Origin of the sequence: Jiella avicenniae (assembly GCF_021390325.1) — a bacterium.
Classification (GTDB): Bacteria; Pseudomonadota; Alphaproteobacteria; order Rhizobiales; family Rhizobiaceae; genus Jiella; species Jiella avicenniae.
In genome coordinates, this window is record NZ_JAJUWU010000015.1 from 168,900 (window position 1) to 184,734 (window position 15,835).

Sequence of the window (15,835 nt, forward strand, 5' to 3'; positions counted from 1 at the left end):
GCGGAACGTTGCAGGATTGCACTGGCCGGTGTGAATTCGACGTCGTTTCGTGCCAAGGTCGGCGGATATGCGACCGGACGCTGGATCGCCGCCGGGGTGGTCGGTAACGGGATCTCAGTCGTCGCAGAAACGACCCGCTGCCGGCCACGAAGCCGGCCTTTGCCGATTGGAAGGAAAGGATCTGCCGTGTCAGGCGCTTATGTTCTGCGTCCCGCCAATTCGGACGATATGGCGGCGATCACGGCGATCTACGAGCGGGAGGTCCTGACCGGTACCGCGACCTACGAGCTGATCCCGCCGGGCGAAGCGGAAATGACCCGGCGCTTCGAGGAGATGCGGGGCAAGCGCTATCCCTATCTCGTCGCCGAGGACGAGCACGGCAGGGTGCTCGGCTATGCCTATGCCGGCGGCTACCGCGCACGCCCGGCCTACAACTGGCTGGTCGAGGATTCGATCTATCTCGATCCGGCGGCGCGGGGCAGAGGCGTCGGCACGGCGCTTCTGACGCGACTCGTCGAGGAATGCGAGCGGCTCGGCTTCCGCCAGATGCTGGCGGTGATCGGCGACAGCGCCAATCACGGCTCGATCGGGCTGCACCGGAAGGCGGGATTCGCGATGATCGGCACCATGCCGGCGACCGGGCTGAAATTCGGCCGCTGGATCGACACCGTCCTGATGCAGCGCCCGCTCGGCGAGGGCGCCGACAGCATCCCCGACAAGGCCGCCTATCCGGGCGACTTCGGCGCGCCAGCCGTCCTGTTCTGATGGAGAACGGTCGCCCGAAAACGTCAAAGACGAGGCGCGCCTCGTTTTTGACGTTTCAACGGAGATTGCCTCCGCTTTCTCAATTGGCTTTCGCAATTTTTCGAACGACGACCTGCCCGTCCATGGCAAGAATGATGATGCAGGGCCTGCTTGCCAACATCGCGTGGACGGCGGTCACGACGCCATCCTTCCACCAGCCTCCCAAGCTGTAGTCGTCGAACGCCATCACACCGCCTTCCTTGAGCTTGGGCCAGTAGGCTTCGACGTCGATGGTAACGCCTTCCTTCGTGTGATCACCGTCGACATAGACGAAGTCGACCGACTCGTCCTCGAACCGCTCTGCGGCCTTGCCGGATCGTTGCCGCACGATCTCGACGGTGCCGGCCTTGATTTCCGAGGCGAAACGGTCGCGTACGCCTTCGTAACGCTCCTGCATGATCTCCGGGCTGCTGACGGCTCCGCCATAAACTGCAGCGCGATATTCCGGACCGTCAAAATGCTCCCAAGGGTCAACCAGATAGAGTTTTTGAGGCCGAAGTGCGTTCAGCAGCAATGCGGAATAGTCACCCTTGTGGACGCCAACCTCGATGCCGATACCGAATCGCTTTAAGTGACTCATGACCAGCTGTCGCGCATTGATCGGTGCCAGCATTCGAGATTCCTCAGTTTGACGGTAGGATGTTGTGGGGCGGCTTCAGCCGTGGGCGGATACAATCTCATGGATCATGTGACGTCAACCATTCAATCGCCGCTACGACAAGGCATCGCGAGGACGCCGAACATGGGTCTGACGACCTCTCGGGGATCTTTTTGATCCTATTTTGCAAGTTGGCAGTTGGTGGTGCGGATTCCGTGGCATCAGCCGCTGCGTGGAAGTCCGGCGCCTGATGCTATATCCTGCCGCTATTTCGACGCTCGCCTCGCCGAGAGACTCAGAGTTTCAACGCGATGGTCGGCGCCATCGCCCTTACGTGGACCATGTCGCGCTCGCTTCTTACCCGGCTCACCACGAGCGCGACGCCCCGACCAGGGCGACGAAAGCCAGGGCGGCCGGCACCGCCGCGGCGATCCATTCCCGGCGTCGCTCGCGATTGCGTTTGCGCTCCCCGGCACCTGCGTAAAGCGCGTCGATTTCCCGCTTCAGCGACGGATCCTTCTCCACGTAGAGCCGGCCGCCCGCAACCGTGGCGTCGGCGACGCTGTCGGCCATTCTCGCGCCGCGCTCGCCCATCGGCCGTTCTGGCCCCGTCGTCGTGTCGCGCGCCGTCTGATGCTCCATCTCGGAGTTCAGTTCGCCGCCGACGATCAGGATGATCATCGTCAGCCAGATCCAGGTCATCATGCCGATCAGCGCGCCGAGCGAGCCATAGGTCGCGTCGTAGGAGCCGAAATTCGCGGTGTAATAGGAAAACGCCAGCGAGACGATCGCGATGACGACGACGGCGAGCGTCGAGCCGGGGGTGATCCAGCGCCACTGGGCGTGCGCCCTGCAAGGTCCCCAGCGGTAGAGCGCCGAGATGCCGAGCGAGACGAAGACGAAGGTCGCGAGGATGAAGCCGGCCGAGATCGCCCATTCCGTCCCGCTTCCGAGCCCGACGATGTCGAGAACGACCGGCAGGATCACCGTCATGGCGACCAGCATCAGCGCCGCCGCGACGAGGCAGAGCGTGAAGGCAAAGGAGGCCAGCGTCAGCTGGACGAAGGAGCGCGTTTCGGTTTCGTCGTAGGCGACGTTCATCGCCTCGAACAGTGCCTTGACGCCCGCATTGGTGCTCCACAGCGAGATCGCCAGCGAGACGACGAGCGAGAGGCCGAGCGTCCCGTCGGCGGCGCCGACCAGCCGCTGAAGCTGCTCGTCGATGATCTCGACGGCACCCCCCGGCAGGAGGCTCGAAAGCTGGTTGACGTTGCTCTGCACGGTCGTCGGATCGGCGAAGAGGCCGTAGACGGAGACGATCGCCGCCATCGCCGGAACCATGGCCAGCAAGAGGTAATAGGTCACGCCGGCGGCGACGAGGAGCACACGGTCATTGCCGATCTCCGCATAGACCCGCAAAAAGACGTGCTTCCAGCCGGCCGCCGGGATCTCGGTCGGGCTTTGGGCCCTCAGCCCGAGTTCGCCGGCCCGCGTTTGACCGGAGCTGTTGACTGTCGTGATCGGCATGGTCCCGCTCCGTTCGATGTCCGTGCGGGAATCTATCGCACCAACGCGCAGACCGAAGATGCGCAGCCTGCGACCATTTGATTAGGCGGGCAACGAAACGCGCGCCCGATGACCGTCCGAAGGGAACGTCAGCCGTTTTCCGCGACGCGCAGATTGCGGTCGAAGACCTTGAGCACGGCGGCAAGCTCATGCCCGCGCTTCAGGACGACGCCGCCGGCGGCGACGACCTGATAGGCACCCTGGCGGCGGGCGAGCTTGGGATCCTTGACGATCCGGTAGAGCGGCATCTCGCTGGTGCGGCGGAAGATCGAGAACACGGCGCGATCCTTCAGCATGTCGATCGCATAGTCCCGCCATTCGCCCGTGGCGACCATGCGGCCGTAGACGGCGAGGATCTGCGACAGTTCCCGCCGGTCGAAGGAGACGACGGCGGCGCGGGCGTTGGCGGTCGGAAAAGCGACCAGATCGGCCGATGTCCCGCCATTCACGAGAGATTGCGTCAAGATTGCCCCTGTCCTCAGGACCCCTCGGGGGGTCTTCAAGCATGACGAGATGGTGACATGAAACGGCGCTCTGGGCAAAGCCGCGATTGCCGCGCGGCCTGCGTCACCGGCGCCGGCCCTTGCCACCCGTCCTTCTCCAGATAAGGAGCCCATTCCCGATCGGCGAGCAGCCGCAGGCTCTTTTCGTCGGTGACGATCCGCCACCCGTCCTCGATATCGACGATCTCCCGCTTCTCCCAAGGCTTCAGGCAGCGATCGACGTTCTCCCGGGCGCTGCCGATCATGTGGGCGAGTTCGGTCTGCGACAGGCAGAGACGCAGGGGGCGCCTCGGCGCGGCGTGGGCGGGCGATTCGAGAATGCGCAGGAGCGCCAGAGCGAGACGGGTCGAGATGTCCAGGAGGGCGAGTCCGGCCATCCGCTGGAAGACGGTGAAGGTCTGCGATCGATTGCAAACCCACGACTGGCCGTCGCACCCGGGTCTCGATCGAGACTCAGGGGTTTCTCATTTTGCCGGGCTGAAGTGCGGCCGAGTTTTGAAAGTCTCGAAGATGCGATAAGAGCGGATTGCCGGTCGGCCTGCTGGCGGCCGTCGGCAACGGGACCAGCGCGTCGACACGAGGCCTCGCCCGAGGGCTTGCCGGAAACGCGTGAATGGGGCAGTAGGGCTGTCCTAACGACAAGAGCACCGCTAGAATGTCGTGCACCGCAGCATTTCGATCGTGCCGGCGGCAGGCAGGACGCGCGTCATGAACGGCGGATTCGAAGCGGCGAAGCTGGGGGTGAACATGGGCAAGGTGACCGGATTTCTCGAAATCGACCGGCAGACCCACAAATATCAGCCGGCATCGGATCGGATCCGCCATTTTCGCGAGTTCACGCTGCCGATGTCCGACGAAGAGGTCGGCAAGCAGGCGGCACGTTGCATGGACTGCGGCATCCCTTATTGCCACGGTCCGACGGGCTGCCCGATCCACAACCAGATCCCGGACTGGAACGACCTCGTCTATGCCGGCGACTGGGAAACGGCGATCCGCAACCTGCACTCCACCAACAATTTCCCGGAGTTCACCGGCCGGATCTGTCCCGCCCCTTGCGAGGAAGCCTGTACGCTGAACCTCGAGGACACGCCGGTCGCCATCAAGACCGTCGAGCAGGCGATCGCCGACAAGGCCTACAAGCTCGGCCTGATCCGGCCGCAGCCGGCGAGCGAGAAGACCGGCAAGCGCGTGGCGGTGATCGGCTCGGGCCCGGCCGGCCTCGCCGCCGCCCAGCAGCTCGGCCGCGCCGGCCACGACGTCGACGTCTACGAGCGGGAATCACAGCCGGGCGGCCTGATGCGCTACGGCATTCCCGACTTCAAGATGGAAAAGCACTGGATCGACAAGCGGGTCGAGCAGATGCGAGGGGAGGGCGTCACCTTCCACTGCGGCGTCAATATCGGCGTCGACAAGACGGTCGAGGCGCTCGTTTCGGAATACGACGCGGTGCTGTTCTGCGGCGGCTCTGAGACCCCGCGCGACAGCGGTATTCCCCGCGAGGGGCTGACCGGCGTCTATGACGCGATGCCCTATCTCGTCCAGCAGAACCGGCGGGTGGGCGGCGAGCCGGTGCAGAGCGTCGGCTGGCAGTGCGAGGAGATCTGGGCGGGCGGCAAGCACGTGGTCGTCGTCGGCGGTGGCGACACGGCGTCGGACTGCGTCGGCACCGCCTTCCGCCAGGGTGCCGTCAAGGTGACGCAGCTCGACATCCGACCGCAGCCGCCGCAGACCGAGGACAAGCTGACCGTCTGGCCCTATTGGGCGACGAAGATGCGAACCTCCTCGAGCCAGGCCGAGGGCGCGATCCGCGAGTTCCGGGTGGCGACGCTGGAATTCGTCGGCGAGGACGGGGTGCTGACGGGCGTCAAATGCGCCGAGGTGGACGAAGCGCGCCGGCCGCTCCCCGGCACGGAGTTCATCATCAAGGCCGATCTCGCCTTCATCGCCATCGGCTTTGCCGGTCCGTTCGCGTCCGGCTTTCTCGCCGATGCGGGCGACGGCATGAAGACCAGGGCGGACCGTCGCGGCAACGTCTCGATCGTCGCCGACGACGAGCGCTATCTCACCTCGATGGACAAGGTCTATGCGGCCGGCGACGCGCGCCGCGGCCAGTCGCTGGTCGTGTGGGCGATCCGCGAGGGACGCCAGGCGGCCAGGGCGATCGACCTCGACCTCATGGGGACGACCACCCTGCCGCGCTGACGGCTCGGCGGGGCTATTGGCCCCCCTGGGCTTCCGCGTTGCTCTGCGACCAGTCGTCCATGATCGCATCGAGGATGGTCGGCATTTCCGGCGGCGGTTTGATGCCCTGGTCCTGGCGGATCTTCTTGAGGTCGAGCGAACCCTGATAGGCCACCGGCCTCTCGCCGGGGCCGACGGCGGAGGATTTGTCGTTCCAGGCAAAATCGTCGGCCCGTCCGTCGACATGGCCGGTGCCGCGGCCGTTGAGAACCAGCTTGTCCCGGGGCGAGGGCTCGAGGGAGAGGCCGATGTGGGTGGTGCCGCCACCGAGGAGGGCATCGCCGCCGTCGAGCGCCGGATCGGCGAGCGACACCGGTGGCGAGCGCACCGCCGTCGCCGCGCTGGCAAGCGGCGGAAGCACGATCCCGGCCTGGTCGTTGAACGACTCTGCCGGCGTGTCCGTGGCGACGAAGCGATCGACCGCCTTCCGGGCGAAGAAGGCGAGCTTGTCGTTGCCGGCATCCGTCATGGTGATGCCGTCGGAATTGCGCAGCTGCACGGTCTGCCCATCGACGCTCGGGCCCGAATAAATGAAGTCGTCGTTTTCGTCGACGAAGCCTTCCCAGACGTCGACATACTCGCCGGAAACCCGCTGCGCGGCCTGGCGATACAGGTCGTTGAAATAGACCATGTCCTCGCTCATCCGATCGAACTTGAAGGAGGGCGCGCCGACCCAGACCAGCGGGACCTGATGTTTGGCGGCAATGTCGGCGATCTCGCCGACCCGGCGCTCGTATTCGGCATTCCACTCCGGCGAGCGCAGAGACATGGTGCCGTTCTCGCCGTAGATCGGCTGGCGATCGTTGGAGCCGATCATCATCACGACGACCGCCGGCTCGTTCTCCTCGATCAGCGGCCCGAGCTTTGCCGGCCAGTCGTAGTGATCCTGACGCACGAGACCGGACGAGCCGTTCGACGCCGCCTTGACGTTCACCATCCGACGGTCGGCATAAGCGTCCTTCAGGCCGTTTGCGAGAGACGCGGCGAGAAAGTCGCCGACGACGAGGACCGTCTTGGCGTCCTCGGCCTTCTCGGTCACCGCGGGCTGCGCCGGCCGGGGTGCCGAAGCCCGCGGTGCCGGGGCGCTCGAGCGGGACTTGCGCTGGCTGCGGCTCGGCGCCTGCCGGGTCGCGGGGCGAGGATCGTCGCTGACGCTGTTGCGGTTGTCGATTCGGTAGGGCCGGCGCCGCTGCTGCTGCAGGCCGTTGCCGAACAGCATGTCGAGAATGGTTCTCGGCCGTTCCTGCGCGACGGCGGAGGAGGGGTGTCCCGTGATGGCGAGGAAGGGCAGGAGGGCGAGCGCCACCAGGGCTGCAAGGCCAGCCATGCGACCGGGTCCGTGCCGTCGCAACCCCCTTTTCGGTCCGCTTCGCAAACTCATCTGCACCGTCCCGTGCCGATTGCCGCCGGCCATCCCGCCAGTCGGCAATCGGGTGTCGTTCGAAGTCTCCTTCCCAAGCTAACGCGTGCGAAGGAATTCGAGTAGCGCTTTCGAAGCATTGCCGTCCTGCGCCATGCCTGCCTGTTGCTGCAACGCCATGATCGCCGCTTTCGATCCCGAGCCGATCTTGCCGTCGATCTTGCCGTCGTAGAGCCCGAAGCGCGACAGATGCTTCTGCAGCTCGTAGCGCTCGTCCGTCGACAGCGGCGTGTAGCCGCGCGGCCAATCGACGACGAGGCCGGGATAGCCGCCGATCTGGTCGCCGAGAAGGCCGACCGCAAGGGCGTATTTGTCCGCATTGTTGTAGCGCTTGATGACGAAGAAGTTCTTGGTCATCAGGAAGGCCGGGCCGTTGTCGCCGGCGAGGCGCACGAGATTGGCGCGCTCGCCGCCGTCCGGGAAGGGCCGGCCGTTGGCGCGGCGGAAGCCCAGGCTCGCCCATTGCGAGATGCTGCGATTGTCGCGCTCCAGCTTGCCGCGATACTTGTCCGGCACGATGACCTCGTAGCCCCAGGTCCGGCCCGGCTGCCAGCCGTTTCGGTGCAGGAGGTTGGCGGCCGTCGCCAGGGCGTCGGGGACCGATTCCCAGATGTTGGCGTGGCCGTCGCCGTCCATGTCGACCTTGTAGGCGCGATAGCTGGTGGGGATGAACTGGGTGTGGCCCATCGCGCCGGCCCAGGAGCTGATCAACTCGCTGACCTTGATGTCGCCGGACTGGGCGATCTTCAGCGCCGCGATCAGCTGCTCGCGGGCGAACTTCGCCCGCGACTTGTCGAGATAGGCCAGCGTCGCCAGCGAGCGCGGCAGCGAGCGCATCACGTCCTGGCGCTGGAGGATCTGGCCGTAATTGGTCTCCATCGACCAGATCGCGAGGAGGATGTCGCGATCGACGCCGAAACGCTTCTCGATCCGGTCGAGCCACGTCGAGAGCTGCGCCCGGGCGGAGCGCCCCTTGGCGACCTGCTCGTCGTTCACCCGGTTGTCGATGTAGTCCCACACCTTGTCGCGGAATTCGGGCTGGTAGCGGGCCTTCTGAAGCACTTCCGGATCGGGTTCGGTGATCCCGGCGAAGGCCGCGCGATAGACCTCCCGCGAGACGCCGGACTGTGCCGCGACGGTCTCGAAGTTCTGGATCCAGCGCACGAAGCCGGCGTCGGCATTTGCGGGCGAACCGAGCGCGGCGACGAGAAACAGGGCGAACAGTCCGGCGGCCAGGCGGGCGAGGGTCATCGTTGTCCTTGTATGGTGCATTGCTTTCCTCTCGGCTTGGCATCGTTCAACAAGAGAACGGCAATTCTGCAGCAAAGACGTAAACGGGATGTTTACCATCTCCCGGTTTTCCGCCGCAGCGTCCGGCGGCGAGACGGGCGCCGGTTAACGACGTCGTTGATTTTCCGTAAACGCCGCATCGCTGCCGTGATAGTCGGTTCTGCGGGAGGCGAGGGCGGCAGTTGACTTTGGCTGCCGCCGCAAGATGTTTGTCGCCGGCTCCGACCGGGACGTTTGGTCGCAATTTCAGGAGATGCCTTTCCGATGAAGAAGGTCCGTAAAGCCGTATTCCCCGTCGCCGGCCTCGGAACACGCTTCCTGCCCGCCACCAAGGCGATCCCGAAGGAGATGCTGACGGTCGTCGACCGGCCGGTGATCCAGTACGTCGTCGACGAGGCGAAGGAAGCCGGCATCGATCATCTGATCTTCGTCACGGGCCGCAACAAGGGCGTCATCGAGGACTATTTCGACATCCAGGTCGAACTCTCCAATACGCTCGCCGAGCGCGGCAAGACCGCGGAGCTGAAGCTTCTCGACGATCTCCAGCCGAGACCCGGCACCGCGAGCTTCACCCGCCAGCAGGCGCCGCTCGGCCTCGGCCATGCGATCTGGTGCGCCCGCGACCTCGTCGGCAACGAGCCCTTCGCCATCCTTCTGCCGGACATGATCATGCAGGCCGAGAAGGGCTGCCTCGCCGAAATGGTGGCGCTCTACGAGAAGACCGGCGGCAACGTCATCTCGGTCGAGGAATGCGATCCGCAAGAGACCCACAAATATGGCATCGTCGGCAAGGGCGACGTGGTCGGCAACGGCTTCAAGATCACCGGCATGGTGGAAAAGCCGAAGCCGGAGGACGCGCCTTCGAACTTCTCGATCTCCGGGCGCTACATCCTGCAGCCGGAGATCTTCGACATCCTCGCCACCCAGGAAAAGGGCGCCGGCAACGAGATCCAGCTCACCGACGGTATGCTGAAGCTCGCCGAGAGCCAGGACTTCGCCGCCTATCCGTTCACCGGCCGGACCTTCGACTGCGGCTCGAAGGAAGGCTTCATCGAGGCGAACGTCGCCTTCGCGCTCTATCGGCCGGACATTCGCGAGAAGGTCATCGGCAACATGGAGCGGCTGATGCAGACGGTGAAGCCTGCCGAGTGACCTCCGGGCGCCTCCGCTGTCCGCACCGGCGCCTCAGCGCTGCAGCGTAACGCCGAGCTTGACGGTGTCGGCGCTGTAGCGATCGCTTTCCACGATCGCGAAGGACCGGCGGTGCTCGTACGAGCCGGTCAGGGCGAACTGCCGGTTGAGCCAATAGGTGAACCCGGCTTCGCCGGAGAGCAGCATCTTGTCTTCGTCGGGAACGGTCGAATCCTCGTAGCCGAAGCTGGCGGCGGCGGTCAGCGTGGTACGGGCGCTCAGGGAATGGGCAATCGCGACCGACGTCTCGTAATTCGTCTTCGCCGATTGGCCGGTGAGTTCCGGCTCGAAGCTGGTGCGGCCGGACAGCGTCACGTCGGTGCCGCGCTGCGGCGACCAGACCAGGCTGGCGTCGAGCGTCGGCGAGGCGGTGGTCTCGACGGCCACGTCGTCGGGAACGTTCCAGGCGTATCCGAGGGCGACTTCGCCCCGCAGCTTGTCGCGCAGATCGATGCCGATGCCGGCCCTCAGCGCCGGCAGCCAGGCGTCGCGGTCGCCGGCGTCCCGCCCGTCCGGTGCGGCGACGTCGAAGATCCGTCGCCCGAGGCTGGCTTCGACGAAAGGCTGAAGAGCCGGCGAGACGTCGTATCCGGTCCGCAGCGCGGCGGTCAGCGTCGTATAGTCCTCGTCGACGCTGCCATCCGGCAGGCTGAAATAGGATTTGCGCGCGGCCGTCAGCGTGCCGGACACGTTTACCGGATGGAAATCGTGGGAGACTTCGGCCGCCAGGGAACCGGATAAGACGCCGGCCCGGCCGGACAGCGTCGTGTCGTCGAGAACGTCGGAATAGTCCTCGCGCTGGAAGTCGATCGCTCCGCGAAACGTCGCGATCGTGTCGCTGGACAGGTCGAGGCGCAGGCGGCCATCGGCGGAGGCAGTGGGATCTTCCCGCGTCTCGCCGGCAAAGTCGTGCCGATAGGAAAAGCGCGAATTGAACTCGGCCTGGTTCGTCGCCCAGTCTGAGACGAGACGCGACGACAGGATCGTCTCGCTGAAGGCGCCCTTGGTGGCCGCGGCGTCGTTGTCGAGATTGTTCGAGACGCCGACCGTCTCGATCAGCTCGGGATAGAGGATGAACGTCCCCACCCGCGTGCCGACCGGCGCGAAGGGATCGTCCTCGTCCGAACTCTTCAGCCGGCGGAGCCGGTCGATGGTCTCGGCTGCCCGGTTCTGGCGGAGGGTCGACTGGGCCGGAAGGGTCTCGTCGGCGATGCCGGCGCCCAGCGTCGGATTGGCGAGTGCCGGCAGACCGTCCTCGGTGGCCGCGGTCCCGGTCCGCGTGTCGTCGACCGGACGCCCGTCCGCGTCACGCAGAGCGCCGCTGCGCAGCGCCGGTGTCGCAGCGGAATTGACGCGTTTGGCCGCCGATGAGCGGCCATTGTCGATGAGACGCGGCGGCGCCGCTTCCATCAGATCGAAGCCCCGCTTCGGTTTCGGCGTGTCCGGCTCGTCCGATGCCGCCGTGTCCGCCGCCCTGTCCTCGGCGACGGGGTCGGCGACGTCGCGCAGCTTGGACGGATCCTTGCCCTTTTCGCCGGGCGAGACCAACCGCTGCCCGTCATAGGCGCCGAGAGCCTCGATCAGATCGCTATCGGGATCGGCGAGCCGCACCTGCTGCGGCGGCGCGTCGACGCTGTCGCGCAAGACGCCGCCGGAGAGGACCTGCTGGGCGAGGGCGGGGACGGGCGCGCCGAGGCCGGCCGCCAGCAGCAGCACCGGAAATAGGACATGACCTCGGCTTTGGCCCATCGTCGCGCTTGCCCGCAATCCGTGGACGACGCGCCGGCTGCGTGGCCGGCGGCGATCCTCAGGAGACGTGACCGATTGTTGCCGATCGGACACTTTGTTAACCGGAAGCTAACCGTCGGTGGTTGCGCGAAACAGGAATTGCCGCTCTGGTCCCGATATGGTCACGTTTGCCTCACATGGCCGAGAGCGTGACATCATTGCCGGGCGCTGCGGGTTCGAAGCCGCATGCCGGGCCAAGACGAGACAAACGACATGTCCCTGCCGATCGCCCAGCCCCTCGCCGAAGATCATGCCGGTTCCCGCTCCGCCGCCCGCACGATCGAGACCGAGATCGAGGCGCTGAAGGCTTTGTCGGTTCTGATCAAGACGGACATGGCGGCGAGTTTCGAACGGGCGCTGGACCTGATCGCGGCGGTGAGCGGCCGGCTGATCGTCACCGGCGTCGGCAAGAGCGGCCACATCGGCTCGAAGATCGCCTCCACCTTCGCCTCGACCGGCACGCCGTCCTTCTTCGTCCACCCGTCCGAGGCCAATCACGGCGATCTCGGCATGATCGGCAAGGACGACGCGATCCTCGCCATGTCATGGTCCGGCGAGACGGCCGAACTCCACGGCATCGTCGCCTATTCCAGGCGGTTCCGCATCCCGCTCATCGCCGTCACCTCGCGGCCGAACTCGACGCTCGCCCGCGAGGCCGACGTGACGCTGCAGCTGCCGCGGGCGCTGGAAGCTTGCCCGCTCGGCCTCGCGCCGACCTCCTCCTCGACCATGCAGCTCGTCATGGGCGACGCGCTGGCCGTGGCGCTGCTCGAGCGGCGCGGCTTCACGCCGGACGATTTCCACGTCTTCCATCCCGGCGGCCAGCTCGGCGCGAGCCTCAAGCACGTCGCCGACATCATGCACACCGGCGAGGCGATGCCGCTCTGCGCCTCCGGCACGCTGATGTCGGAAGCGATCATCGTCATGTCGCGCAAGGGCTTCGGCTGCGTCGGCGTGATCGGCGAGGACGGCAGGCTGAAGGGCATCATCACCGACGGCGATCTGCGCCGCAACCTCGACGCCGGCCTTTTGGCACGCACCGTCGATCAGGTGATGACGCCGGGACCGAAGACGATCGTGCCGGAGACGCTCGCCGTCGCGGCGCTGGAGATGATCAACACCCGCAACATCACCGCCGTGATGGTGGTGCGCGAGGGACGGCCGGTCGGCATCGTCCACCTGCACGACCTCCTGCGCCTCGGCGTCGCCTGATCCCGGGCGCCGCGGGGCCTGATCGCCTGGCCACGCTGATCGTCTTCCTCTGGCGGGCGCGAAAGCCGGCTCAACTCCGGCCGCCGACCTCGTCGAGATGGTCGAGCATGCCGGCCGGATCCTCGTAAACCCGGAAGGCGCCGGCGCGCTCCAGCTCCTCGCCGCCATAGCCGCCCGACAGAAGCCCGACGCCGAGCGCCCGGCAGCGCTGGGCGGCGAGCATGTCCCAGATCGAATCGCCGACGACCATCGCCCCTTCGATCGGCACGCCGAGGCGCTCGGCCGCCGCGATGAAGAGGTCCGGCTCGGGCTTGGCGTAGGTGACGGCATCGCGGGTGACGACCGGCACTTCGTCCGGGTCGACGCCCAGCCGGTCGAGATTGTGCTTCGCCGTCTCCATCCGTCCCGAGGTGGCGATTGCCCAGGCGAGCTTGTCCCGCGTCAGCGTGTCGAGGAGTTCGCGCGCGCCGGGCAGCGGCACGACGCTCTTCGAATGGGTCCGATACGCCTCAGCATGGGCCTGGCGCAGCCGCTCGCGCTTTTCCTCGGTGATCTCCTCGCCGATCTCGCGCAGAAGCTGGTTGGTGAACAGCCCGCCGCTCATCCCGATCTTGCGGTGGATGCGCCAGACCGACAGCGCGATTCCCTCCGCGTCGAGCGCGTCCTTCCAGGACAGGACGTGCTGATAGACGCTGTCGACCAGCGTGCCGTCGAGATCGAACAGGAAGGCGGGGCGTTGGCGCATGACGGCCTCCGGGAGCGGGCGATGGGAGGCGGAAAGATAAGGGCCGCCGGCGCCGGTTCCATGGGAAGATTTCGAGCCCTCTGACGCCCGATGATCAGCGCGCCACGGAAGCGCGCGGGTGGCGCCGGACGAAGGGCTTCGTCAAGAAGCCGAACACCTCGCGCCAGCGACGGTTGACGGGGCATGGCCTTTCCCCCGCCGTCATCCTCGGCCTCGTGCCGAGGATCTACCGGCGGTTTCGCTCCAGAATCTTGGCAGGGAACGCGCCCCTTCCTCCCCCGATTGACCGCTTCATCGGCAGGAGATCCTCGGCACGAGGCCGAGGATGACGACGTGGAAAGGGTGGCGCAGGCGTCGGAAAGCTGGGGCGCGGCGTCACTCCCCCCTGCCTGCCGCCATCTCCCCCGCCGGGAGCAAGATCGAAGCGTCGCCCGCGGCGCCTGCCTGGAAGCGATTTCCGGGCGAGGCGGGATTGCCGCTGGACAGGCCCGAAATCCTTTTCTATAAGGCCGCCACTCCCCGCCGGATCGGTGATCACAGAACGCCTGTGAGCGCCCCTCGGCGGCGGGCCCGGGTAGCTCAGTTGGTAGAGCATGCGACTGAAAATCGCAGTGTCACTGGTTCGATTCCAGTCCCGGGCACCATTTCGACACCCTCCCACACGACACGTCACGCATGGCTCGGCTTGGTCTTGCGACTGACTTGGGGTCGATCGTCCGGAGCAGATTCCCGTCCCGACGAATGCTGCGTTTGACGCCCGACGGCGTCACTCCGCGGCCCCGGCGGCAACACGCGATTCAGCCGGTTGAAGTCCCTGCGATCGCCTTCCGCGGCCGCCCGCCCTTGCGCCCATTTTCCCGCGCGGCCTTTGCCTTGGCCGCCGAACGGGCTCGACCGGCTTCGGAAGCCATGAAGCGGGCCGTGCCGAAGACGCCGGCCATCAGGCCGGGGATCGTGAAATCGACGTCCAGCCGATCCCAGCGCAAGGCGTAGCCATTCTCGATCGTGACCGCCGCAAGGTCATCATCCGAGGCTTCTTCGAGGTCCTGCAATGCGCGGGCAGGCACCATGAAGGCCGATCCATTGGTGAATTCGACCACGATCTGCCCGGACGCAGCTTCGAAACGAGCCGAACTCGGGGTGGGAAAGCTTTTATCGAGCCGGCTGCCCCGCTCGATCGCCGAGTCGATGGCTTCATCGGTGAGTTCACGCGCCATGAATGTCTCTCCATGCGGACAAAAGCTTGAAGCGGTTCTCGACGACGAGTGCGACGGCCCGGCGCACCTCTGCCCGCGTCATCCCCTTCGCCCAGACGAGCTCGGGCCCATCGGCACCCACGAGGTCGATCTTGGCGACGCCGTCGCCGACGACGTGAACATGGGCAGGCGGATGATCATCCTTGTAGATGCGGACGGCCAGACCGCCGGCACGAAGCACCGTGACCATGTCTCATCATAAACCCATCACGATGGGTTTTCAACGCAGTCATCTCAGCGACGCCACGGGGGGGGACCGCCTCACCCAAACACCACCGTCCGCGTCCCGTTCAGCATCACCCGGCCCTCCAGATGCAGCTTCACCGCCCGCGCCAACACACGGGCCTCGATGTCGCGGCCGACGGCGACGAGGTCGTCGGCCGAGAGGGCATGCGAGACTCGCTCGGTCTCCTGCTCGATGATCGGGCCTTCGTCGAGGTCGGCGGTGACGTAGTGGGCCGTCGCGCCGATCAGCTTGACGCCGCGCTGGTGGGCCTGGTGGTAGGGCTTGGCGCCCTTGAAGCTCGGCAGGAAGGAGTGGTGGATGTTGATCACCTTGCCCGAGAGCCGCCGGGAGAGGTTGTCGGACAAGATCTGCATGTAGCGGGCGAGGACGACGAGGTCGCAGTCGGTCTCGCGGACGAGCTTCAGGAGCTTTTCCTCCTGCTCGGCCTTGGTCTCCTTCGTCACCGGCCAGTGGTGGAAGGGGATGCCCGCCGCCTCTGCCGTCTCGCGGCTGTTCTCACGATTCGAGACGATGGCGACCACTTCGGCGTCCAGCCAGCCGACGCGGATCTGGTAGAGGAGATGCAGCAGCGCGTGGTCGAAGGCCGAGACCATGACGACGATCTTCGGCCGGCGCGCCGCGTCGCGGATCTTCAGATGCATGCCGAAGCGGTCGGCGAGGGGGGAGAGCTGGCGCTCCAGGCTCTCGCGCTCGACGTCGGCCTCGAAGTCGGCGGCGATCCTGAGGAAGAAGCGGCCCGAATCGCGATCCCAGAACTGGGCGCTCTCGGCGATGTTGGCGCCCGCCTCGAAGAGTTCGGTCGTCAGCCCGGCGACGATGCCGGGACGGTCCTCGCAGGAGAGGGTGATGATGGTGCTCTTGGCCATGGCTCGCCTCACGATCCGTTGCCGCTCCGGTCCTCGGCGAAGATCCGGCCGAGGCCCGCGGCTTTCGCCGCCTGATTAGAAGAACATCGCGCCACTTTCCAGCGACCC

At 66.2% G+C, this 15,835-nt stretch carries 15 protein-coding genes and 1 tRNA gene; 5 read left to right on the top strand and 11 right to left on the bottom strand.

The annotated features are described in order from the left end of the window. The first annotated feature begins 186 nt into the window (after positions 1–186). Entirely contained in the window at positions 187–765 is a 579-nt protein-coding gene (locus tag LZD57_RS15235) for a GNAT family N-acetyltransferase (RefSeq protein ID WP_338034707.1), read from the top strand. A gap of 79 nt (positions 766–844) precedes the next feature. Here LZD57_RS15235 and LZD57_RS15240 read toward each other — a convergent pair whose 3' ends face one another. From LZD57_RS15240 to LZD57_RS15255, 4 genes are all read right to left on the bottom strand, one after another. Continuing rightward, positions 845–1,417: a class I SAM-dependent methyltransferase gene (locus LZD57_RS15240; RefSeq protein WP_233720334.1), complete on the bottom strand. Its 573-nt coding sequence runs from the start codon at positions 1,415–1,417 to the stop codon at positions 845–847. A 351-nt stretch (positions 1,418–1,768) separates the two neighbouring features. After that, positions 1,769–2,929 carry a YihY/virulence factor BrkB family protein gene (locus tag LZD57_RS15245; protein WP_233720335.1) on the bottom strand — a complete coding sequence of 387 codons (1,161 nt, stop codon included), beginning with the start codon at positions 2,927–2,929 and terminating at the stop codon, positions 1,769–1,771. 128 nt (positions 2,930–3,057) lie between these two features. Then, positions 3,058–3,393 (bottom strand): DUF2794 domain-containing protein, encoded by a 336-nt coding sequence (locus LZD57_RS15250; RefSeq protein ID WP_233720363.1) that lies wholly within the window; start codon positions 3,391–3,393, stop codon positions 3,058–3,060. Positions 3,394–3,467: 74 nt separating this feature from the next. Next, entirely contained in the window at positions 3,468–3,848 is a 381-nt protein-coding gene (locus LZD57_RS15255; protein ID WP_233720336.1) for a helix-turn-helix domain-containing protein, read from the bottom strand. 370 nt (positions 3,849–4,218) lie between these two features. Between LZD57_RS15255 and LZD57_RS15260 the strand changes: the two genes are divergently transcribed. Further along, on the top strand, positions 4,219–5,673 hold the full coding sequence (locus tag LZD57_RS15260; protein ID WP_233720364.1) for a glutamate synthase subunit beta: 1,455 nt from the start codon (positions 4,219–4,221) through the stop codon (positions 5,671–5,673). 13 nt (positions 5,674–5,686) lie between these two features. Here the strand turns inward: LZD57_RS15260 and LZD57_RS15265 are convergent, their stop codons facing one another. Beyond that, positions 5,687–7,039 carry an SGNH/GDSL hydrolase family protein gene (locus tag LZD57_RS15265; RefSeq protein ID WP_233720337.1) on the bottom strand — a complete coding sequence of 451 codons (1,353 nt, stop codon included), beginning with the start codon at positions 7,037–7,039 and terminating at the stop codon, positions 5,687–5,689. Between the two features lie 132 nt (positions 7,040–7,171). Then, on the bottom strand, positions 7,172–8,383 hold the full coding sequence (locus LZD57_RS15270; RefSeq protein WP_233720338.1) for a lytic murein transglycosylase: 1,212 nt from the start codon (positions 8,381–8,383) through the stop codon (positions 7,172–7,174). A 303-nt stretch (positions 8,384–8,686) separates the two neighbouring features. Between LZD57_RS15270 and galU the strand changes: the two genes are divergently transcribed. After that, positions 8,687–9,574 carry a UTP--glucose-1-phosphate uridylyltransferase GalU gene (galU, locus tag LZD57_RS15275; protein ID WP_233720339.1) on the top strand — a complete coding sequence of 296 codons (888 nt, stop codon included), beginning with the start codon at positions 8,687–8,689 and terminating at the stop codon, positions 9,572–9,574. A gap of 33 nt (positions 9,575–9,607) precedes the next feature. On the opposite strand, the gene LZD57_RS15280 is transcribed toward galU, so the two are convergent. Continuing rightward, entirely contained in the window at positions 9,608–11,362 is a 1,755-nt protein-coding gene (locus LZD57_RS15280; RefSeq protein ID WP_233720340.1) for an outer membrane beta-barrel protein, read from the bottom strand. Between the two features lie 252 nt (positions 11,363–11,614). Here LZD57_RS15280 and LZD57_RS15285 point away from each other — a divergent pair, with 252 nt between their 5' ends. After that, on the top strand, positions 11,615–12,613 hold the full coding sequence (locus LZD57_RS15285; protein ID WP_233720341.1) for a KpsF/GutQ family sugar-phosphate isomerase: 999 nt from the start codon (positions 11,615–11,617) through the stop codon (positions 12,611–12,613). A gap of 70 nt (positions 12,614–12,683) precedes the next feature. Here the strand turns inward: LZD57_RS15285 and LZD57_RS15290 are convergent, their stop codons facing one another. After that, positions 12,684–13,358 carry an HAD family hydrolase gene (locus LZD57_RS15290; RefSeq protein ID WP_233720342.1) on the bottom strand — a complete coding sequence of 225 codons (675 nt, stop codon included), beginning with the start codon at positions 13,356–13,358 and terminating at the stop codon, positions 12,684–12,686. A 568-nt stretch (positions 13,359–13,926) separates the two neighbouring features. Here LZD57_RS15290 and LZD57_RS15295 point away from each other — a divergent pair. Next, a tRNA-Phe gene (locus tag LZD57_RS15295) sits at positions 13,927–14,002 on the top strand. 153 nt (positions 14,003–14,155) lie between these two features. On the opposite strand, the gene LZD57_RS15300 is transcribed toward LZD57_RS15295, so the two are convergent. From LZD57_RS15300 to purU, 3 genes are all read right to left on the bottom strand, one after another. Then, positions 14,156–14,575, bottom strand: a complete 420-nt coding sequence (locus LZD57_RS15300) for a DUF2442 domain-containing protein (protein WP_233720343.1) — start codon at positions 14,573–14,575, stop codon at positions 14,156–14,158. Then, positions 14,565–14,804 carry a DUF4160 domain-containing protein gene (locus tag LZD57_RS15305; protein WP_233720344.1) on the bottom strand — a complete coding sequence of 80 codons (240 nt, stop codon included), beginning with the start codon at positions 14,802–14,804 and terminating at the stop codon, positions 14,565–14,567. Before LZD57_RS15305 ends, LZD57_RS15300 begins: the two co-directional genes overlap by 11 nt. Positions 14,805–14,875: 71 nt before the next feature. Then, on the bottom strand, positions 14,876–15,727 hold the full coding sequence (gene purU, locus LZD57_RS15310) for a formyltetrahydrofolate deformylase (protein ID WP_233720345.1): 852 nt from the start codon (positions 15,725–15,727) through the stop codon (positions 14,876–14,878). Positions 15,728–15,835: the final 108 nt, after the last annotated feature.